A 20479-nucleotide genomic window follows, 5' to 3' on the forward strand; every position below is an offset into this window, starting at 1 on the left:
TGGCCGGTGGTGTCCGGTGCCCCCGGCCCCGGACACCACCGGCCATGTGCCGCTGCCGCCCGGCGGTCCCGTCGGCGTCCCCTCGGCGCCGCCCGCGACAGCCTCGTCCGACCTCGCCGGTACGACCCTCGCGGTCCTGCTGATCGGCCCGGCGGGCGCCGGCAAGACGAGCGTCGCCAAGTACTGGGCGGACCACCGCAGGGTCCCCACCGCCCACATCAGCCTCGACGACGTTCGCGAATGGGTCCGCTCGGGCTTCGCCGACCCTCAGTCCGGCTGGAACGACCACTCCGAGGCCCAGTACCGCCTCGCCCGCCGCACCTGCGGCTTCGCCGCCCGGAACTTCCTCGCCAACGGCATCTCCTGCATCCTCGACGACGCGGTCTTCCCGGACCGCCCGGTGGTCGGCCTCGGCGGCTGGAAGCGGCACGTGGGGCCGGGGCTGCTGCCGGTCGTCCTGCTGCCGGGGCTCGAGATCGTCCTGGAGCGCAATGCCGAGCGGTCAGGAAACCGCCGGCTCACGGACGAGGAGGTCGCCCGCATCCATGGCCGTATGGCGGGGTGGTACGGCTCGGGACTGCCGATCATCGACAACTCCCAGCTGGACGTACCGCAGACGGCGAGGGTCCTGGACGACGTGCTCGCACGGTCCATCGCCAGCCCGCCGAGCTGGTAGCGCCCCTTCCCGGGGCGCGGGGCTGTGTCCGATCCGCGGCTCCCGCCGCGTGGGCGCAACCGGCCCCCACCGTCCCGCACACGGCTCACACCCCCCATTGGCACCCTCTCAACCGGCATAAAAGAGACACCGCTCCTACGCTCAAGACATGTCAGAGGCGTACGCGGCCCGCCGCACCAGACTCAGGGAACGCTGCAACGCGGTCGGCACGACATCCGCGCTGATCTCCCGCCCCGCCAACGTCCGCTATCTCGCGGGCGCCGCCCCACAGGGTTCCGTCCTGCTGCTCGGCCGGACCGAGGACGTGCTGCTGTGTGCCGACCCGCCGGACGACCGCACCGGAGAGGGACGGCCCGACGAGGCACTGCGCCTCCAGACGCTGCCCGGCTCCGGCGGTGACGCCGCCGTCGCGGCCGCCGATCTCGCCGTGCTCCAGGGTGTGGACTCGCTCGCCGTGGAGGAGCACCACCTCACCGTGGCCCGTCACCGGGCCCTGCGTTCGGTCGCCCCGCGGATGCGCCTCGCCGACCTCGGTGGAGCCGTCGAGCAGCTCCGGATCATCAAGGACGAGGAGGAGATCTCCTGCCTCCGCATCGGCGCGGAGATCGCCGACCAGGCCCTGGGAGAGCTCCTGGAATCCATCCTCGTCGGCCGCACCGAACGCCACCTGGCCCTCGAACTGGAGCGGCGCCTCGTGGACCACGGCGCCGACGGCCCCGCTTTCCCCACCTCCGTCGCCACCGGCCCGAACTCCGGCCGGCGGGCCCACCACCCCACCGACCGCCGCGTCGAGGAGGGTGACTTTCTCTCGGTGTGCCTCGGGGCGACCTACCGCGGCTACCGCTGTGAGATCGGTCGTACCTTCGTGATCGGTACGTCGCCGGCCGACTGGCAGATCGAGCTGTACGACCTCGTCTTCGCTGCCCAGCGGGCCGGACGGGAGGCTCTCGCACCCGGTGCGGCCTACCGGGACGTGGACCGTGCCGCACGGCAGGTACTGGACTCGGCGGGGCATTCGGAGGGCCTTCCGGTGCTCACCGGACACGGCGTAGGACTCGAAATCGACGAGGACCCGCAGCTGGCCCCCGCAGCCATGGGTAAACTGGACGCTTGCGTGCCGGTCACCGTCGAACCGGGGGTCCACCTCCCGGGCCGGGGCGGTGTCCGGATCGATGACACGCTCGTCGTACGCCCCGAGGCGGACGGCGGACCCGAGCTACTCACCATCACGACCAAGGAACTGCTCGCCCTCTAGACAGGTGCGTGCGCCGGGGTCGTCCACGTCAGTCCAGGAGATTCCGCAACCGTGGCTTCCACGAACGACCTCAAGAACGGCCTTGTGCTCAAGCTCGACGGCGGCCAGCTCTGGTCCGTCGTCGAGTTCCAGCACGTCAAGCCCGGCAAGGGCCCGGCCTTCGTGCGCACCAAGCTCAAGAACGTGCTGTCCGGCAAGGTCGTCGACAAGACGTTCAACGCCGGCGTCAAGGTCGAGACGGCCACTGTCGACAAGCGCGACATGCAGTTCTCGTACATGGACGGCGAGTACTTCGTCTTCATGGACATGGAGACCTACGACCAGCTGATGATCGACCGCAAGACGGTCGCCGACGCCGCGAACTTCCTCATCGAGGGCTTCACGGCCACCGTCGCGCAGCACGAGGGCGAGGTGCTCTTCGTCGAGCTGCCGGCCGCCGTCGAGCTCGTCGTCCAGGAGACCGAGCCGGGCCTCCAGGGCGACCGCTCCACCGGTGGCACCAAGCCCGCCACCCTGGAGACCGGTCACCAGATCAACGTGCCGCTCTTCATCACCACCGGTGAGAAGATCAAGGTCGACACCCGCACGAGCGACTACCTCGGCCGGGTGAACAGCTAACCGTGGCTGCCCGCAACACGGCCCGCAAGCGCGCCTTCCAGATCCTCTTCGAGGGCGACCAGCGCGGCGTCGATGTCCTGACGGTCCTCGCGGACTGGATCCGGCTCTCCCGGGACGACACCCGGCAGCCGCCGGTCAGCGAGTACACGATGCAGCTGGTCGAGGGCTACGCGGTGCACGCGAAGCGCATCGACGAACTGATCGCCCAGTACTCGGTCGGCTGGACGCTCGACCGTATGCCGGTCGTGGACCGCAACATCCTGCGGCTCGGCGCGCACGAGCTGATCTGGGTCGACGAGACCCCGGACGCCGTCGTGCTGGACGAGATGGTGCAGCTGGCGAAGGAGTTCTCCACGGACGAGTCGCCGGCGTTCGTGAACGGCCTGCTGGGCCGTCTCAAGGACCTCAAGCCGACTCTGCGTCGCGACGAGGCGTAAGAGGCCGCCAGGTCGCCAGAGGTACGACATGCCAGAGGGCCCGCAGCGTGAGCGTTGCGGGCCCTCTGGCATCCCGGTGCCCCCGAGGCACCCGAGGGCCGCAGAAAGCCGCCGGGGTGGCCGGAACCATGAAGTTCCGGCCACCCCGGCGGCACGTTTCTGCTGAGGCTGGAAGCGGCTCAGCTCTCCTCGTGGGAGACCGCGCGACGCGCGTCGGCGTCCAGGACGCCCCAGCTGATCAGCTGCTCGGTGAGGACCGAGGGCGACTGGTCGTAGATGACGGCGAGTGTGCGCAGGTCGTCCTGGCGGATCGAGAGCACCTTGCCGTTGTAGTCACCGCGCTGCGACTGGATCGTCGCGGCGTAGCGCTGCAGGGGGCCCGCCTTCTCGGCCGGCACGTGGGCCAGCCGCTCCAGGTCCAGGACCAGCTTCGGCGGCGGCTCGGCGGCACCGCCCGGCGTGGTGCCCGGCAGCAGCTCCTGGACGGGTACGCCGTAGAAATCCGCCAACTCGGCGAGACGCTGCACGGTCACGGCGCGGTCGCCACGCTCGTACGAACCGACCACGACCGCCTTCCAGCGTCCCTGGGACTTCTCCTCGACACCGTGGAGGGAAAGGCCCTGCTGGGTGCGGATGGCCCGGAGCTTGGCCCCGAGCTGTTTGGCGTATTCGCTGGACATATAGCTCCCCGGACACTGGATCGACGCGACTGGGTTTGTTTCCTGCCGCGCGTCTGGTAACTCACTGTGAGGTTACGCAGCGTGACTCTTGTGCGTCAAGCCGAATGGTCCACACCGACTCTTCCGTGCGCGTGGTGGCTGATTAGGCCAAGGGGGTGAACGGGGTGGTCGTCCGGGCCTGCTACCGTGGTTGGCGCAATTCCGACGTCCTTTAAGGTCCGTCCCGTGAGGCGGAGAAGGAGGTCCGTTTCATATGGACAACAAGCAGGACAAGCAGCAGGACGCAGCGTCCGATGCCCGGCCCGTTCTCGAAGGCCCCGACATCGCACGCGTGTTGACCCGCATCGCCCACGAGATCGTCGAACGCGCCAAGGGCGCCGACGACGTGGTGCTCCTCGGCATCCCGACCCGCGGCGTCTTCCTCGCCCAGCGGCTCGCCGCCAAGCTCGAGGAGATCACCGAGCGCAAGATTCCGGTCGGTTCGCTCGACATCACCATGTACCGGGACGACCTGCGCATGCACCCGCCGCGTGCGCTGGCCCGCACCGAGATCCCCGGTGACGGCATCGACGGCCGCCTCGTCGTCCTCGTCGACGACGTGCTCTTCTCCGGCCGCACCATCCGCGCCGCCCTCGACGCCCTGAACGACATCGGGCGTCCGCGCGCGGTGCAGCTCGCGGTCCTCGTCGACCGCGGTCACCGCGAACTGCCCATCCGCGCCGACTACGTCGGCAAGAACCTCCCCACATCGTTGCGGGAGACGGTCAAGGTCCTGCTCGCCGAGGAGGACGGTCGCGACACCGTGCTGCTCGGTGCCAAGCAGACCCAGTAGCGGGCCGACGGTGTACGCCCGCTTCGGCGTGCCCTCGGCTGCCCGGAATCTCCCTCTTTCGTGAACTGCCATACGGAGCCTGACAGATGCAGCGTCATCTCATCTCGGCCGCCGACCTCACCCGCGACGACGCCGTCCTGATCCTCGACACCGCCGAGGAGATGGCCCGGGTCGCCGACCGGCCGATCAAGAAACTGCCGACCCTGCGCGGCCGCACGATCGTCAACCTCTTCTTCGAGGACTCCACGCGCACGCGTATCTCCTTCGAGGCCGCGGAGAAGCGCCTGTCCGCGGACGTCATCAACTTCACGGCCAAGGGGTCGAGCGTGTCCAAGGGCGAGTCCCTCAAGGACACCGCCCAGACCCTGGAGGCCATGGGCGTCGACGCCGTCGTCATCCGGCACGGCGCCTCCGGAGCCCCGTACCGGCTCGCCACCTCCGGCTGGATCGACGCCGCGGTGATCAACGCCGGGGACGGCACCCACCAGCACCCCACCCAGGCCCTGTTGGACGCCTTCACCATGCGCCGCCGCCTCATCGGCAGGGACGCCGGCCTCGGCCAGGACCTGTCCGGCAAGCGCATCACGCTCGTCGGCGACGTCCTGCACAGCCGGGTCGCGCGCTCCAACGTCGACCTGCTGCACACCCTGGGCGCCGAGGTCACCCTCGTCGCCCCGCCGACCCTGGTGCCGGTCGGCGTCGGGGCCTGGCCGTGCGAGGTGTCGTACGACCTGGACAGCACGCTCGCCAAGTCCGACGCGGTGATGATGCTGCGCGTGCAGCGCGAGCGGATGAACGCCGCGTTCTTCCCGACCGAGCGCGAGTACTCGCGGCGCTACGGCCTCGACGGCGAGCGCATGGCGAAGATGCCCGAGCACGCCATCGTGATGCACCCCGGGCCGATGGTCCGCGGCATGGAGATCACCGCCGAGGTCGCCGACTCCGACCGCTGCACCGTCGTCGAGCAGGTCGCAAACGGAGTCTCCATCCGGATGGCCGTTCTGTACCTGCTGCTGGGTGGTAACGAACCCGCCGTCAGCCACACCCGTATCGAGGAGAAGTAAGAGACATGAGCAAGATCCTGATCCGTGGTGCGAAGGTGCTCGGCGGCGAGCCGCAGGACGTCCTGATCGACGCCGGCGTCATCGCCGAGGTGGGCGTCGGTCTGTCGGACGAGGGCGCCGAGGTCGTCGAGGCCGCCGGCAAGGTCCTCCTCCCGGGCCTCGTCGACCTGCACACCCATCTGCGCGAGCCCGGCCGTGAGGACTCCGAGACCGTCCTGACCGGCACGCGCGCGGCGGCCTCCGGTGGCTACACGGCCGTCTTCGCCATGGCCAACACCTTCCCGGTCGCCGACACCGCCGGTGTGGTCGAGCAGGTCTACCGGCTGGGCCAGGAGCACGGGTACTGCGATGTGCAGCCCATCGGTGCCGTCACCGTCGGCCTGGAGGGCCGCAAGCTCGCCGAGCTGGGGGCCATGCACGAGTCGGCGGCCGGTGTGACCGTGTTCTCGGACGACGGCAAGTGCGTCGACGACGCGGTGATCATGCGCCGGGCGCTGGAGTACGTGAAGGCCTTCGGCGGGGTCGTCGCCCAGCACGCGCAGGAGCCGCGGCTGACCGAGGGCGCCCAGATGAACGAGGGCGTCGTCTCGGCCGAGCTCGGTCTCGGCGGCTGGCCCGCGGTGGCCGAAGAATCGATCATCGCCCGAGATGTCCTGCTCGCCGAGCACGTCGGCTCCCGCGTCCACATCTGCCACCTGTCGACCGCCGGCTCCGTCGAGATCGTCCGCTGGGCCAAGTCCCGCGGCATCGACGTCACCGCCGAGGTCACCCCGCACCACCTGCTCCTCACCGACGAGCTGGTGCGTACGTACAACCCGGTCTACAAGGTCAACCCGCCGCTGCGCACCGAGCGCGACGTGTTCGCCCTGCGCGAGGCGCTGGCCGACGGCACGATCGACATCGTCGCCACCGACCACGCCCCGCACCCGCACGAGGACAAGGACTGCGAGTGGGCCGCCGCCGCCATGGGGATGGTGGGCCTGGAGACCGCGTTGTCAGTGGTGCAGGAGACCATGGTGGACACCGGGCTCCTCACCTGGGCCGGGGTCGCCGACCGCATGTCCTTCAACCCCGCCCGGATCGGGCAGGCCACCGGGCACGGCCGCCCCGTCTCGGCAGGTGAGCCCGCCAACCTCACGCTCGTCGACACGGAATACCGTGGGGACGTGGACCCCGCGGGCTTCGCCTCGCGCAGCCGGAACACCCCGTACGAGGGGCGTGAGCTGCCGGGCCGAGTGACGCACACGTGGCTCCGGGGCAAGGCCACGCTCGTCGACGGGAAGCTCACGTGACACCTGTAATCCTGCTGGCCACCGGTCTCGCAGCGGAGAAGGAATCGGCCGAGGTCACCGACTGGGCCGCCCGTATCGGGTGGCTCGTCGGACTCGCGCTGTTCGTCGCGCTCATCTACTGGCTGATGCGCGAGGGCTGGAAGTGGCGCGGCACGCTCCAGGGCGACCTGCCCGAGCTGCCCACCGCGCCGTCCGAGCCCGGTGCGGCGAAACTGGCGATGAGCGGCCGCTACCACGGCTCCACCACCGCCGGGCAGTGGCTCGACCGCATCGTGGCGCACGGCCTCGGCACCCGCAGCCGGGTCGAGCTCACGCTGACGGACGCGGGACTGGATGTCGTACGCCCCGGCGCGGCCGACTTCTTCGTCCCGGTCGGCGCGCTGCGGGAGGCGGTGCTCGGCAAGGGCATCGCCGGGAAGGTCCTCACCGAGGGCGGCCTGCTGATCGTGACCTGGGAACACGGGGACAAGCTGATCGACTCCGGCTTCCGCTCCGACCACGCGGCCGAGCACAACGACTGGGTCGACGCCATTAACTCCATGATCAACAAGACGGAAACGGAAGGCGCACGATGACGACCTCCACAAGGGGGGCCTCGAAGGCCCCTGCGGTACTCGTCCTGGAGGACGGCCGGATCTTCCGCGGCCGCGCCTACGGGGCCGTGGGGGAGACCTTCGGCGAGGCCGTCTTCTCCACGGGGATGACCGGCTACCAGGAGACCCTGACCGACCCGTCGTACGACCGCCAGATCGTCGTCGCGACCGCCCCGCAGATCGGCAACACCGGCTGGAACGACGAGGACGACGAGTCCAGCCGCATCTGGGTCTCCGGCTACGTCGTGCGCGACCCCGCGCGCGTGCCGTCCAACTGGCGGGCCAAGCGCTCCCTGGACGACGAGCTGGTCGCGCAGGACATCGTCGGCATCTCCGGCATCGACACCCGCGCGCTCACCCGCCACCTGCGCGAGCGCGGCTCCATGCGCTCCGGGATCTTCTCCGGCGAGGCGATCGCCCCCGAGTCCGAGCTCCTCGCGCGCGTGCAGGCCCAGCCGCACATGAAGGGCGCCTCGCTGTACGAGGAGGTCGCCACCAAGGAGGCGTACGTCGTCCCCGCGATCGGCGAGAAGAAGTTCACCGTCGCCGCGATCGACCTCGGCATCAAGGGCATGACCCCGCGCCGCATGGCCGAGCGCGGCATCGAGGTGCACGTGCTGCCGGCCACGGCCACCGCGGAGGACGTCTACGCGCTGGCCCCCGACGGGGTCTTCTTCTCCAACGGACCCGGCGACCCCGCCACCGCCGACGGTCCCGTCGCGCTGATGACGGCCGTCCTGGAGCGCAGGACGCCGCTCTTCGGCATCTGCTTCGGCAACCAGATCCTCGGGCGCGCGCTCGGCTTCGGCACCTACAAGCTCAAGTACGGCCACCGGGGCATCAACCAGCCCGTGCAGGACCGTACGACCGGCAAGGTCGAGGTCACCGCGCACAACCACGGGTTCGCCGTGGACGCGCCGCTCGACAAGGTCAGCGAGACGAAGTTCGGCCGCGCCGAGGTCTCCCACGTCTGCCTCAACGACAACGTGGTGGAGGGCCTCCAGCTCCTCGACCAGCCGGCCTTCAGCGTCCAGTACCACCCCGAAGCGGCAGCGGGCCCGCACGACGCCGCCTACCTGTTCGACCGCTTCGTAGAGCTCATGGAGGGCCAGCGTGCCTAAGCGCACCGATATCCAGTCCGTCCTGGTCATCGGCTCCGGCCCGATCGTCATCGGCCAGGCCGCCGAGTTCGACTACTCCGGCACCCAGGCATGCCGCATCCTGCGCGCCGAGGGTCTCCGGGTCATCCTCGTCAACTCCAACCCGGCGACGATCATGACCGACCCGGAGATCGCCGACGCCACCTACGTCGAGCCGATCACCCCGGAGTTCGTCGAGAAGATCATCGCCAAGGAGCGCCCCGACGCCCTGCTGCCCACCCTGGGCGGCCAGACGGCCCTCAACACCGCGATCTCGCTGCACGAGGCCGGGACGCTGGAGAAGTACGGCGTCGAGCTCATCGGCGCCAATGTCGAGGCCATCAACAAGGGCGAGGACCGCGACCTCTTCAAGGGCGTCGTGGAGGCGGTGAACGCCAAGATCGGGCACGGCGAGTCCGCCCGCTCCGTCATCTGCCACTCCATGGACGACGTCCTGGCGGGCGTCGAGACGCTCGGCGGCTACCCCGTCGTCGTCCGCCCCTCCTTCACCATGGGCGGCGCCGGCTCCGGCTTCGCCCACGACGAGGAGGAGCTGCGCCGCATCGCAGGCCAGGGCCTCACGCTCTCCCCGACCACCGAGGTGCTCCTGGAGGAGTCCATCCTCGGCTGGAAGGAGTACGAGCTGGAGCTGATGCGCGACAAGAACGACAACGTCGTGGTCGTCTGCTCCATCGAGAACTTCGACCCCATGGGCGTCCACACCGGCGACTCGATCACCGTCGCGCCCGCGATGACGCTGACCGACCGCGAGTACCAGCGCCTGCGTGACGTCGGCATCGCGATCATCCGCGAGGTCGGCGTCGACACCGGCGGCTGCAACATCCAGTTCGCGATCGACCCGGTCGACGGCCGGGTGATCGTCATCGAGATGAACCCGCGCGTGTCGCGCTCCTCGGCCCTCGCCTCCAAGGCGACCGGCTTCCCGATCGCCAAGATCGCCGCCAAGCTCGCCGTCGGCTACACCCTCGACGAGATCCCCAACGACATCACGCGCGAGACCCCGGCCTCCTTCGAGCCGACCCTCGACTACGTGGTCGTCAAGGCCCCGCGCTTCGCCTTCGAGAAGTTCCCGCAGGCCGACTCCACGCTGACGACCACCATGAAGTCGGTCGGCGAGGCCATGGCCATCGGCCGCAACTTCACCGAGGCCTTCCAGAAGGCGCTGCGCTCGCTGGAGAAGAAGGGCAGCCAGTTCACCTTCGTCGGCGAGCCCGGCGACAAGAAGGCGCTGCTGGAGGAGTCGGTCCGGCCCACCGACGGCCGCATCAACACCGTCATGCAGGCCATCCGCGCGGGCGCCACGCCCGAGGAGGTCTTCGCGTACACGAAGATCGACCCCTGGTTCGTCGACCAGCTCTTCCTCATCAAGGAGATCGCCGACGAACTCGCCGAGGCGCCGAAGCTGAACCCCGACCTGCTGGCCAAGGCCAAGCGGCACGGCTTCTCCGACCAGCAGATCGGCGAGATCCGCGGCCTGCGCGAGGACGTCGTCCGCGAGGTGCGGCACGCGCTCGGCATCCGCCCGGTCTACAAGACGGTCGACACCTGCGCCGCCGAGTTCGCCGCGCAGACGCCGTACTTCTACTCCTCCTACGACGAGGAGACGGAGGTCGCCCCCCGCGAGAAGCCGGCCGTCATCATCCTCGGCTCCGGCCCCAACCGCATCGGCCAGGGCATCGAGTTCGACTACTCCTGCGTCCACGCCTCCTTCGCGCTGAGCGAGGCCGGGTACGAGACCGTGATGGTCAACTGCAACCCGGAGACCGTCTCCACGGACTACGACACCTCCGACCGCCTGTACTTCGAGCCGCTGACGCTGGAAGACGTGCTGGAGATCGTCCACGCGGAGTCGCTGGCCGGTCCGATCGCCGGTGTGATCGTGCAGCTGGGCGGCCAGACCCCGCTGGGCCTGTCGCAGGCGCTCAAGGACAACGGCGTGCCGATCGTGGGCACCTCCCCGGAGGCCATCCACGCCGCCGAGGACCGCGGCGCCTTCGGCCGCGTGCTCGCCGAGGCGGGCCTGCCGGCCCCCAAGCACGGCACCGCGACCACCTTCGCCGAGGCCAAGGCCATCGCCGACGAGATCGGCTACCCGGTCCTCGTCCGTCCGTCGTACGTCCTCGGCGGACGCGGTATGGAGATCGTCTACGACGAGACCCGCCTCGCGTCCTACATCGCCGAGTCGACCGAGATCAGCCCCTCCCGGCCGGTCCTCGTCGACCGCTTCCTCGACGACGCCATCGAGATCGACGTCGACGCCCTCTACGACGGCGAGGAGCTCTACCTCGGCGGCGTCATGGAGCACATCGAGGAGGCCGGCATCCACTCCGGCGACTCGGCGTGCGCCCTGCCCCCGATCACGCTGGGCGGCTTCGACATCAAGCGCCTGCGCGCCTCCACCGAGGCGATCGCCAAGGGCGTCGGCGTCCGCGGCCTGATCAACATCCAGTTCGCGATGGCCGGCGACATCCTCTACGTCCTGGAGGCCAACCCGCGCGCGTCCCGCACCGTCCCCTTCACCTCGAAGGCGACCGCGGTACCGCTGGCCAAGGCCGCCGCCCGGATCTCGCTCGGCGCGACCATCGCCGAACTGCGCGCCGAGGGCCTGCTCCCGGCGAACAGCGACGGCGGCGAGCTGCCGTTCGACGCGCCGATCTCCGTCAAGGAGGCCGTCATGCCGTGGTCGCGCTTCCGCGACATCCACGGCCGCGGCGTCGACACCGTCCTCGGCCCGGAGATGCGCTCCACCGGCGAGGTCATGGGCATCGACTCGGTCTTCGGCACGGCGTACGCCAAGTCGCAGGCCGGTGCGTACGGTCCGCTGCCGACCAAGGGCCGCGCGTTCATCTCGGTCGCCAACCGCGACAAGCGCTCGATGATCTTCCCGGCGCGCGAGCTGGTCGCCCACGGCTTCGAGCTCCTCGCCACCTCCGGCACCGCCGAGGTCCTCAAGCGCAACGGCATCAACGCCACGATCGTGCGCAAGCAGTCCGAGGGCACCGGGCCCAACGGTGAGAAGACCATCGTCCAGCTCATCCACGACGGCGAGGTCGACCTCATCGTCAACACCCCGTACGGCACCGGTGGCCGCCTCGACGGCTACGAGATCCGTACGGCGGCCGTGGCGCGGTCGGTCCCGTGCCTCACGACGGTCCAGGCGCTCGCCGCCGCCGTCCAGGGCATCGACGCCCTCAACCACGGTGACGTGGGCGTCCGCTCACTGCAGGAACACGCGGAACACCTGACCGCCGCCCGCGACTAGCAGCCCTGAGGGGGACACCGGAAACGGTGTCCCCCTCTTCGTGAGGACACCATGTACAAGTTCTTCTTCAAGCTCGTCTTCAAACGGATGGACCCGGAGCAGGCGCACTACCTCGCCTTCCGCTGGATCCGCCTGGCCGTCCGCATTCCCGTGCTGCGCACCTTCGTCGCCGCCGCGCTCGCCCCCCGCCACGAGGAGCTGCGCACCGAGGCCTTCGGGCTGCGCATGCACGGGCCCTTCGGGCTCGCCGCCGGGTTCGACAAGAACGCCGTCGCTGTCGACGGCATGTCGATGCTCGGCTTCGACCACGTCGAGATCGGCACGGTCACCGGGGAGGCACAGCCCGGCAACCCCAAGCAGCGGCTGTTCCGGCTGGTGAAGGACCGCGCGCTGATCAACCGCATGGGCTTCAACAACGAGGGCTCGCTGGCCGTCGCGGCCCGCCTCGCCTCCCGCACGCCCGTCTTCAACACGGTCGTGGGCGTCAACATCGGCAAGACCAAGGTCGTACCGGAGGCCGAGGCCGCCGCCGACTACGTGAAGTCGACCGAGCGGCTGGCGGCGTACGCCGACTACCTGGTCGTGAACGTGTCGTCGCCGAACACCCCCGGGCTGCGCAATCTCCAGGCCACCGAGGCGCTGCGGCCGCTCCTGAGCGCCGTGCGCGAGGCCGCCGACCGTACGGTCACCTCGCGTCGTGTGCCGCTCCTGGTGAAGATCGCGCCCGACCTCGCGGACGAGGACGTCGACGCGGTCGCCGACCTGGCCGTCGAGCTCGGTCTGGACGGGATCATCGCCACGAACACGACCATCGCGCGCGAGGGCCTCGGTCTGAAGTCCGAACCCTCGCTGGTGAAGGAGACCGGCGGCCTGTCCGGCGCTCCGCTGAAGGCACGCTCCCTGGAGGTGCTCAGGCGCCTCTACGCGCGCGTGGGCGACCGCATCACCCTCGTGGGTGTCGGCGGCATCGAGGACGCCGAGGACGCCTGGCAGCGCATCCTCGCCGGTGCCACGCTCGTCCAGGGCTACAGCGCGTTCGTCTACGAGGGGCCGTTCTACGCCCGCGCCGTCCACAAGGGGCTCGCCGCCCGCCTCCGTACGAGCCCGTACGCCACGCTCGCCGACGCGGTCGGCGCCGACGTAAGGAAGCCGGCATGAGCTCTCTCGCACCCTTCGGGGCCCGTCTTCGTCAGGTCATGGACGAGCGCGGCCCGCTGTGCGTCGGCATCGACCCGCACGCCTCCCTGCTCGGCGAGTGGGGCCTGAACGACGACGTGGCCGGACTGGAGCGGTTCAGCCGCACGGTCGTCGAGGCGGTGGCCGACCGGGTCGCCGTCCTCAAGCCGCAGAGCGCGTTCTTCGAGCGCTTCGGGTCGCGCGGTGTCGCCGTCCTGGAGAAGTCGGTCGAGGAGGCGCGGGCGGCCGGTGCGCTGGTCGTCATGGACGCCAAGCGCGGCGACATCGGCTCGACCATGGCCGCCTATGCCGAGGCCTTCCTGCACAAGGACTCCCCGCTGTTCTCCGACGCGCTGACCGTCTCGCCGTACCTCGGCTACGGCTCGCTCTCGCCCGCGGTCGCGCTGGCCCGGGAGAGCGGCGCCGGCCTGTTCGTGCTGGCGCTGACGTCCAACCCCGAGGGCGGCGAGGTCCAGCACGCCGTCCGCGCGGACGGCCGGAACGTCGGTGCCACGATGCTGGCGCATCTGGCGGCCGAGAACACGGGGGAGGAGCCCCTGGGGTCCTTCGGTGCCGTCGTCGGTGCCACGCTGGGCGATCTGTCCTCCTATGACCTGGACATCAACGGTCCGCTCCTCGCGCCCGGCATCGGCGCCCAGGGGGCCACTCCGGCCGACCTTCCCGAGGTGTTCGGCTCCGCGGTGCGCAATGTCGTCCCCAACGTCAGCAGGGGGGTCCTGCGGCACGGTCCCGACGTCGGCGCGCTGCGGGCGGCCGCGGAGCGGTTCGCGGAGGAGACCCGGGCCGCCGTTTCGTGAGACCTGGGTCACTATGGCGGTCGTATGACGGTCGTCGGAGGCGTTCGAGACGCTCGGGCGAGACCTCCGATGAGTGCTTCCAGGACGACTTGAGGCTGAATACATTCTCAAATCCAGGGCAGTATGCCTGAAATGTCCGGCCTGACGGAGGCTGACCAGGACTTTTCCGCTGTTCTCGCTGACTCTGGCGGAGTTGGCCGCTAGTCTCCGACGCAGAGTGAACGGGCAAGCGTGTTGCTCGTGGCTCCCCAGGTGTGGGGCGACTAGGTTCCTCACCGGTCCGTATCCGACAGTTCAACATCCGAGGTGACGTAGGCGTGGCTCTTCCGCCCCTTACCCCTGAACAGCGCGCAGCCGCGCTCGAAAAGGCCGCCGCGGCTCGCCGGGAGCGGGCCGAGGTCAAGAATCGACTCAAGCACTCCGGCGCCTCTCTTCACGAGGTCATCAAGCAGGGCCAGGAGAACGACGTCATCGGCAAGATGAAGGTCTCCGCCCTGCTCGAGTCGCTGCCGGGCGTGGGCAAGGTCCGCGCCAAGCAGATCATGGAGCGACTGGGCATCTCCGAGAGCCGCCGTGTGCGTGGTCTCGGCTCGAACCAGATCGCTTCTCTGGAGCGTGAGTTCGGCAGCACCGGTTCCTGAGTCCGGCCCAGTCCGGACCGGGAGTCCCGGGCACTCCGGGATTGCTGGAATAATCGCTGCATGAGTGAACGTCCGCGGCTGACCGTGCTCTCCGGCCCCTCAGGGGTCGGCAAGAGCACGGTCGTCGCCCATATGCGCAAGGAACACCCCGAGGTCTGGCTCTCGGTGTCGGCGACGACCCGGGGCCCCCGCCCCGGCGAGAAGCACGGTGTCCACTACTTCTTCGTCACCGACGAGGAGATGGACAAGCTGATCGCCAACGGTGAGCTGCTGGAGTGGGCCGAGTTCGCCGGCAATCGCTACGGCACCCCGCGCGACGCGGTGCTGCAGCGGCTGGAGGCGGGCGAGCCGGTTCTCCTGGAGATCGACCTCCAGGGCGCCCGGCAGGTCCGCGAGTCCATGGCGGAGGCCCAGCTGGTGTTCCTGGCCCCTCCCTCCTGGGAGGAGCTCGTGCGCAGGCTCACGGGACGTGGCACCGAGCCGCCGGAAGTGATCGAGCGCCGTCTTGAGGCGGCGAAGATCGAGCTGGCGGCCGAGCCCGAGTTCGATGTGACCTTGGTCAACACCTCCGTCGAGGACGTGGCGCGTGAGCTGCTAGCCTTGATGGACGTTGTGTGATCCTGCCTGATCGTTGAGGCTTGATCGTTCACACTGATTCTTTTCCACCCATCGGAAGGCAGAGCGTGTCCTCTTCCATCACCGCGCCCGAGGGCATCATCAACCCTCCGATCGACGAGCTCCTCGAGGCCACCGACTCGAAGTACAGCCTCGTGATCTACGCGGCCAAGCGCGCGCGCCAGATCAACGCGTACTACTCGCAGCTCGGCGAGGGCCTCCTCGAGTACGTCGGTCCGCTCGTCGACACCCACGTGCACGAGAAGCCGCTCTCGATCGCGCTCCGCGAGATCAACGCGGGTCTGCTGACGTCCGAGGCCGTCGAGGGCCCCGCGCAGTAATCAGCTTTTCGGCTTTGAGCTGGCTTTTCCACAGGCCCGGCAGCGCGACTGTCGGGCCTGTGGTGTGTCATGGAGTCGTACGTTCTAGGGATGGGAGACCTGGTGGACAGGCCGAGGGTCGTGCTGGGGGTCAGCGGTGGCATCGCCGCCTACAAGGCGTGTGAGCTGCTGCGCAGGCTGACGGAGTCGGGCCACGACGTACGCGTGGTGCCCACCGCCTCCGCGCTGCACTTCGTCGGCGCCGCCACCTGGTCCGCCCTCTCCGGCCACCCCGTCTCGACCGAGGTGTGGGACGACGTCCACGAGGTGCCGCACGTCCGCATCGGGCAACACGCCGACCTGGTGATCGTCGCCCCGGCCACGGCCGACATGCTCGCGAAGGCGGCCCACGGCCTCGCGGACGACCTGCTCACCAACACGCTCCTGACCGCCCGCTGTCCGGTCGTCTTCGCCCCCGCGATGCACACCGAGATGTGGGAGCACCCGGCCACCCAGGAGAACGTGGCGACCCTGCGCCGCCGCGGCGCGGTCGTCATCGAGCCGGCCGTCGGGCGCCTCACCGGCGTCGACACCGGCAAGGGCCGGCTGCCCGACCCGGGTGAGATCTTCGAGGTCTGCCGCCACGTTCTGAGAAGGCACAGTCTCGCCCGGGGCGTCACCGAGCCGGACCTCAAGGGCCGGCATGTCGTCGTCAGCGCCGGCGGCACCCGTGAGCCACTCGACCCGGTCCGCTTCCTCGGCAACCGCTCCTCCGGCAAACAGGGCTACGCCCTCGCCCGCACCGCCGCCGCCCGCGGCGCCCGCGTCACGCTCATCTCCGCGAACACCGGGCTGCCGGACCCCGCGGGGGTGGACATCGTCCCGGTCGGCACGGCCGTACAGCTGCGTGAAGCCGTCCTGAAGGCGGCCGAGGACGCCGACGTGGTCGTCATGGCCGCCGCGGTCGCGGACTTCCGCCCCGAGACATACGCGGCCGGGAAGATCAAGAAGAAGGACGGCCAGGAACCGGAACCCATCGTCCTGGTACGGAATCCGGACATCCTGGCGGAGATCTCGGCCGACCGGGCCCGCCCCGGACAGGTGGTCGTCGGATTCGCCGCCGAGACGGACGACGTGCTGGCCAACGGCCGTACGAAGCTCGCCCGCAAAGGCTGCGACCTCCTCGTCGTCAACGAGGTGGGGGAGCGCAAGACTTTCGGGGCGGAGGAGAACGAGGCGGTGGTACTGGGCGCCGACGGCACCGAGACGCCCGTCCCGCACGGCCCGAAGGAAGCATTGGCCGAAATCGTGTGGGACCTGGTGGCCCGGCGCATGAAGTGAATGTTCCATTCACTTCACTGCGCTCTGACACCTCGGTAATAGAGGCGTGGCGGGCCTGGCCAAGCCCGCTCGGGATTGGGCAGAATGCCCGTGCCGCAGGTCACAGGGCTCCCGCCTGGCGAGACAGGTGAGCCTGTGGCTGAGCACGACCGATAAACTGTTCTCGGACGATGCCGGGCGCAGCCCCCGAGCCCGTCCGCCCATGATCAGCCAGCAGCCGCTGCAACCCCAGGGAGCGTTGTGTCCCGTCGTCTGTTCACCTCGGAGTCCGTGACCGAGGGTCACCCCGACAAGATCGCTGACCAGATCAGCGACACCATTCTCGACGCGCTCCTGCGCGAGGACCCGACCTCCCGGGTCGCGGTCGAGACCCTGATCACGACCGGCCTGGTGCACGTGGCCGGTGAGGTCACCACCAAGGCGTACGCGCCGATCCCCCAGCTCGTGCGGGACAAGATCCTCGAGATCGGTTACGACTCCTCGAAGAAGGGCTTCGACGGCGCCTCCTGCGGTGTCTCGGTGTCCATCGGCTCGCAGTCCCCCGACATCGCCCAGGGCGTCGACACCGCCTACGAGAAGCGGGTGGAGGGTGACGAGGACGAGCTGGACAAGCAGGGCGCCGGCGACCAGGGCCTGATGTTCGGCTACGCGACGGACGAGACGCCGACGCTGATGCCGCTGCCGATCTTCCTGGCGCACCGGCTGTCGAGCCGCCTCTCCGAGGTCCGCAAGAACGGCACGATCCCCTACCTGCGGCCCGACGGCAAGACGCAGGTCACCATCGAGTACGACGGCGACAAGGCCGTCCGCCTCGACACCGTCGTGGTCTCCTCGCAGCACGCCTCCGACATCGACCTGGAGTCCCTGCTGGCTCCGGACATCCGCGAGTTCGTCGTCGAGCCGGAGCTGAAGGCGCTGCTGGACGAGGGCATCAAGCTGGAGACCGAGGGCTACCGCCTCCTGGTCAACCCGACCGGGCGCTTCGAGATCGGCGGCCCGATGGGTGACGCGGGTCTGACCGGCCGGAAGATCATCATCGACACGTACGGCGGCATGGCCCGCCACGGCGGCGGCGCGTTCTCCGGCAAGGACCCGTCCAAGGTGGACCGTTCGGCGGCGTACGCGATGCGCTGGGTCGCCAAGAACGTCGTCGCCGCGGGCCTCGCGTCCCGCTGCGAGGTGCAGGTGGCGTACGCGATCGGCAAGGCCGAGCCGGTGGGCCTGTTCGTCGAGACCTTCGGCACTGCCAAGGTCGACGCCGAGAAGATCGAGAAGGCCATCGACGACGTCTTCGACCTGCGTCCGGCCGCGATCATCCGCGACCTCGACCTGCTGCGCCCGATCTACGCCCAGACCGCCGCGTACGGCCACTTCGGCCGTGAGCTGCCCGACTTCACGTGGGAGCGCACGGACCGCGTGGACGCGCTGCGGAAGGCGGCGGGGCTGTAAGGCCCGGCCCCACGGCTCTTCCCGAAGCCCGGCGTCCCTTGGGGGAGGCCGGGCTTCGGTGTGCTCGGGCGGCGTCGGATGTCAGTGGGGTTTGGTAAGAATGCAAGCGTGAGCAGCGAGGACGAGCAGGCCGGTGGTGGGGGCGAGGGGGCGCCGCCCGAGCAGCTCGCGTTCATTCGGGAGAGCGTGCGCAAGGCGAAGGTGCCGCGGGCCAAGCCCCGGACCTGGCGGGGGGCCGCGCTGGCCGGGGAGTTGCCCGTCGCACGGGTGCTCGTGGACAAGGGCGTGCTGCATCTCGACCGGTACTTCGACTACGCCGTGCCCGAGGAGCTCGATGCCGAGGCGCAGCCCGGGGTGCGGGTCCGGGTGCGGTTCGGGGCCGGGCGCGGCCGGGTGCGGGACGGGCGGCGTGAGGGCGGCGGGCTGATCGACGGGTTTCTCGTCGAGCGGGTCGCCGAGTCCGACTACGCCGGGCCGTTGGCCGCGCTGGCTCAGGTCGTGTCACCCGAACCCGTGCTCGGTCAGGAGCTGTTGGCGCTCGCCCGGGCTGTCGCCGATCGGTATGCCGGGAGCCTCGCCGATGTGCTCCAGCTCGCCGTGCCGCCGCGGAGCGCTCGGGCCGAGCAGCGGGCGTCGGGGGAGCCGCTTCCGCCGCCCGGGGTGCCCGAGGCCGGCTCCTGGAGCCGGTACGAGCGGGGGGCCGGCTTTCTTGAGGCACTCGCCTCGGGCGGGGCGCCGCGGGCCGTCTGGAACGCTTTGCCCGGACCCGAGTGGAGCGAGGAGCTGGCCCGGGCCGTCGCCGCCACGCTGGCCTCCGGACGCGGCGCGCTCGTCGTCGTGCCGGACGGCCGGGCCGTCGCGCGCGTCGATGCCGCGCTGACCTCCTTGCTGGGGGAGGGGCGGCATACCGTGCTCACCGCCGACGCGGGGCCCGAGAAGCGGTATCGGGAGTGGCTCGCGGTGCGGCGGGGGGCCGTGCGGGCCGTGGTGGGGACTCGGGCCGCCATGTTCGCGCCCGTACGGGATCTCGGGCTCGTCGTCATCTGGGACGACGGGGACGACAGCCACAGCGAGCCGCACGCGCCGCAGCCGCACGCCCGTGAGGTGCTGTTGCTGCGGGCCGCCCAGGACAAGTGCGGCTTCCTGCTGGGCAGCTGGAGCTGCACCGTGGAGGCCGCACAGCTCGTCGAGAGCGGGTGGGCGGCGCCGATCGTCGCCGCGCGCGAGCAGGTGCGGGGCGCGGCGCCGCTCGTACGGACCGTGGGGGACGGGGATCTGGCCAGGGACGAGGCCGCGCGTGCCGCACGGCTGCCGACCCTTGCCTGGCAGGCCGTCAGGGAGGGGCTGAAGCAGGGGCCGGTGCTCGTGCAGGTCCCGCGGCGCGGGTATGTGCCGCGGATGGCGTGTGCCGGCTGTCGGGCGCCCGCGCGGTGTCGGCACTGTTCGGGGCCGTTGGAGGCCCAGGAGGGCGTGGAGGCCCTGCGCTGCGGGTGGTGTGGGCGCGAGGACGGTGCCTGGCACTGTCCCGAGTGCGGCGGCTTTCGGCTGCGGGCCCAGGTCGTCGGTGCCCGGCGGACGGCGGAGGAGCTGGGGCGGGCGTTTCCCGCCGTACCGGTGCGGACGTCGGGGCGGGAGCATGTGCTGGACACCGTGCCGGGGACGCCGGCGCTCGTGGTGAGCACCCCGGGGGCCGAGCCGGTGGCCGAGGGCGGGTATGCGGCCGCGCTGCTGCTGGACGGCTGGGCCATGCTCGGGCGGCCCGATCTGCGGGCCGGTGAGGACGCGCTGCGCAGATGGATCGCCGCCGCGGCGCTCGTACGGCCGCAGGGGGTCGGGGGCACCGTGGTGGTCGTCGCCGAGCCGACGTTGCGGCCTGTGCAGGCGTTGGTGCGGTGGGATCCCGTGGGGCACGCGGTGCGGGAGCTCTCCGAGCGGGCCGAGCTGGGGTTTCCGCCGGTGTCGCGGATGGCGGCCGTGTCGGGGGTGGGGGAGGCGGTCGCGGCGTTTCTCGGTGCGGTGTCCCTGCCGGGGGAGGCCGAGGTGTTGGGGCCGAGGAGAGCTGGGCCCAGGGTGGGAACGGCGGGGGTGGGGGGGGGGGCGCGGCGCGGTGTACGCGATGGTGGCCACGCTGCGTTCGGCGGCGAGTGCGCGCAGCGCCTTGCGGTCCACCTTGCCGTTTCGGTTGCGCGGCAGTTCGCCGAGCAGCAGCACCTCGTTGGGGACCATGTAGGCGGGCAGCCGGCCGGCGAC

19 protein-coding genes are annotated in these 20479 nt (G+C 70.4%); 18 read left to right on the forward strand and 1 reads right to left on the reverse strand.

The features are described 5' to 3' along the window. Nucleotides 1-16: 16 nt before the first annotated feature. The 4 genes from HLK59_RS36900 (at nt 17) to nusB (ending at nt 2986) form a co-directional block, all read left to right on the forward strand. On the forward strand, nt 17-676 hold the full coding sequence (locus HLK59_RS36900; protein ID WP_171145988.1) for an AAA family ATPase: 660 nt from the start codon (nt 17-19) through the stop codon (nt 674-676). A 148-nt stretch (nt 677-824) separates the two neighbouring features. Continuing rightward, entirely contained in the window at nt 825-1931 is a 1107-nt protein-coding gene (locus HLK59_RS36905) for an aminopeptidase P family protein (protein WP_171145989.1), read from the forward strand. A 51-nt stretch (nt 1932-1982) separates the two neighbouring features. After that, nucleotides 1983-2549, forward strand: coding sequence for an elongation factor P (efp, locus tag HLK59_RS36910; RefSeq protein ID WP_171145990.1), 567 nt, complete (start codon nt 1983-1985; stop codon nt 2547-2549). A 2-nt stretch (nt 2550-2551) separates the two neighbouring features. Next, a complete protein-coding gene (gene nusB / locus HLK59_RS36915) occupies nt 2552-2986 on the forward strand; it encodes a transcription antitermination factor NusB (protein WP_171145991.1) in 435 nt (144 codons plus the stop codon). 179 nt (nt 2987-3165) lie between these two features. On the opposite strand, the gene bldD is transcribed toward nusB, so the two are convergent. Further along, nucleotides 3166-3666: a transcriptional regulator BldD gene (gene bldD / locus HLK59_RS36920; protein WP_003956405.1), complete on the reverse strand. Its 501-nt coding sequence runs from the start codon at nt 3664-3666 to the stop codon at nt 3166-3168. Between the two features lie 253 nt (nt 3667-3919). On the opposite strand from bldD, the gene pyrR reads away from it, so the two are divergent. From pyrR to HLK59_RS36990, 14 genes are all read left to right on the forward strand, one after another. Then, on the forward strand, nt 3920-4498 hold the full coding sequence (gene pyrR, locus HLK59_RS36925) for a bifunctional pyr operon transcriptional regulator/uracil phosphoribosyltransferase PyrR (protein WP_171145992.1): 579 nt from the start codon (nt 3920-3922) through the stop codon (nt 4496-4498). Nucleotides 4499-4584: 86 nt separating this feature from the next. After that, the gene (locus HLK59_RS36930; RefSeq protein ID WP_171145993.1) at nt 4585-5562 is read left to right on the forward strand and encodes an aspartate carbamoyltransferase catalytic subunit; all 978 of its coding nucleotides are present in this window, start codon (nt 4585-4587) and stop codon (nt 5560-5562) included. 5 nt (nt 5563-5567) lie between these two features. Then, nucleotides 5568-6854: a dihydroorotase gene (locus HLK59_RS36935; protein ID WP_171145994.1), complete on the forward strand. Its 1287-nt coding sequence runs from the start codon at nt 5568-5570 to the stop codon at nt 6852-6854. Beyond that, nucleotides 6851-7429: a hypothetical protein gene (locus HLK59_RS36940; RefSeq protein WP_171145995.1), complete on the forward strand. Its 579-nt coding sequence runs from the start codon at nt 6851-6853 to the stop codon at nt 7427-7429. Before HLK59_RS36935 ends, HLK59_RS36940 begins: the two co-directional genes overlap by 4 nt. After that, nucleotides 7426-8568, forward strand: a complete 1143-nt coding sequence (carA, locus tag HLK59_RS36945) for a glutamine-hydrolyzing carbamoyl-phosphate synthase small subunit (RefSeq protein ID WP_171145996.1) — start codon at nt 7426-7428, stop codon at nt 8566-8568. The genes HLK59_RS36940 and carA overlap by 4 nt, the downstream gene beginning before the upstream one ends. Further along, nucleotides 8561-11869 carry a carbamoyl-phosphate synthase large subunit gene (gene carB, locus HLK59_RS36950; RefSeq protein WP_171145997.1) on the forward strand — a complete coding sequence of 1103 codons (3309 nt, stop codon included), beginning with the start codon at nt 8561-8563 and terminating at the stop codon, nt 11867-11869. Before carA ends, carB begins: the two co-directional genes overlap by 8 nt. A gap of 51 nt (nt 11870-11920) precedes the next feature. Beyond that, nucleotides 11921-13027: a quinone-dependent dihydroorotate dehydrogenase gene (locus tag HLK59_RS36955; RefSeq protein ID WP_171145998.1), complete on the forward strand. Its 1107-nt coding sequence runs from the start codon at nt 11921-11923 to the stop codon at nt 13025-13027. Further along, on the forward strand, nt 13024-13863 hold the full coding sequence (gene pyrF / locus HLK59_RS36960) for an orotidine-5'-phosphate decarboxylase (RefSeq protein ID WP_171145999.1): 840 nt from the start codon (nt 13024-13026) through the stop codon (nt 13861-13863). The genes HLK59_RS36955 and pyrF overlap by 4 nt, the downstream gene beginning before the upstream one ends. Nucleotides 13864-14180: 317 nt before the next feature. Beyond that, a complete protein-coding gene (locus tag HLK59_RS36965; RefSeq protein ID WP_003977346.1) occupies nt 14181-14504 on the forward strand; it encodes an integration host factor in 324 nt (107 codons plus the stop codon). A gap of 60 nt (nt 14505-14564) precedes the next feature. Further along, nucleotides 14565-15122 (forward strand): guanylate kinase, encoded by a 558-nt coding sequence (gene gmk / locus HLK59_RS36970; RefSeq protein WP_171146000.1) that lies wholly within the window; start codon nt 14565-14567, stop codon nt 15120-15122. A 65-nt stretch (nt 15123-15187) separates the two neighbouring features. Further along, a complete protein-coding gene (gene rpoZ, locus HLK59_RS36975) occupies nt 15188-15460 on the forward strand; it encodes a DNA-directed RNA polymerase subunit omega (RefSeq protein WP_003982715.1) in 273 nt (90 codons plus the stop codon). 102 nt (nt 15461-15562) lie between these two features. After that, nucleotides 15563-16780, forward strand: coding sequence for a bifunctional phosphopantothenoylcysteine decarboxylase/phosphopantothenate--cysteine ligase CoaBC (gene coaBC, locus HLK59_RS36980; RefSeq protein WP_171146002.1), 1218 nt, complete (start codon nt 15563-15565; stop codon nt 16778-16780). 240 nt (nt 16781-17020) lie between these two features. After that, on the forward strand, nt 17021-18229 hold the full coding sequence (gene metK / locus HLK59_RS36985) for a methionine adenosyltransferase (RefSeq protein ID WP_171146001.1): 1209 nt from the start codon (nt 17021-17023) through the stop codon (nt 18227-18229). 108 nt (nt 18230-18337) lie between these two features. Next, nucleotides 18338-20479, forward strand: a 2142-nt coding sequence (locus HLK59_RS36990; RefSeq protein ID WP_346779897.1) for a primosomal protein N', incomplete at its 3' end; no start/stop codon positions are given.

Source organism: Streptomyces sp. S3(2020) (assembly GCF_013044505.1).
Lineage (GTDB): Bacteria > Actinomycetota > Actinomycetes > Streptomycetales > Streptomycetaceae > Streptomyces.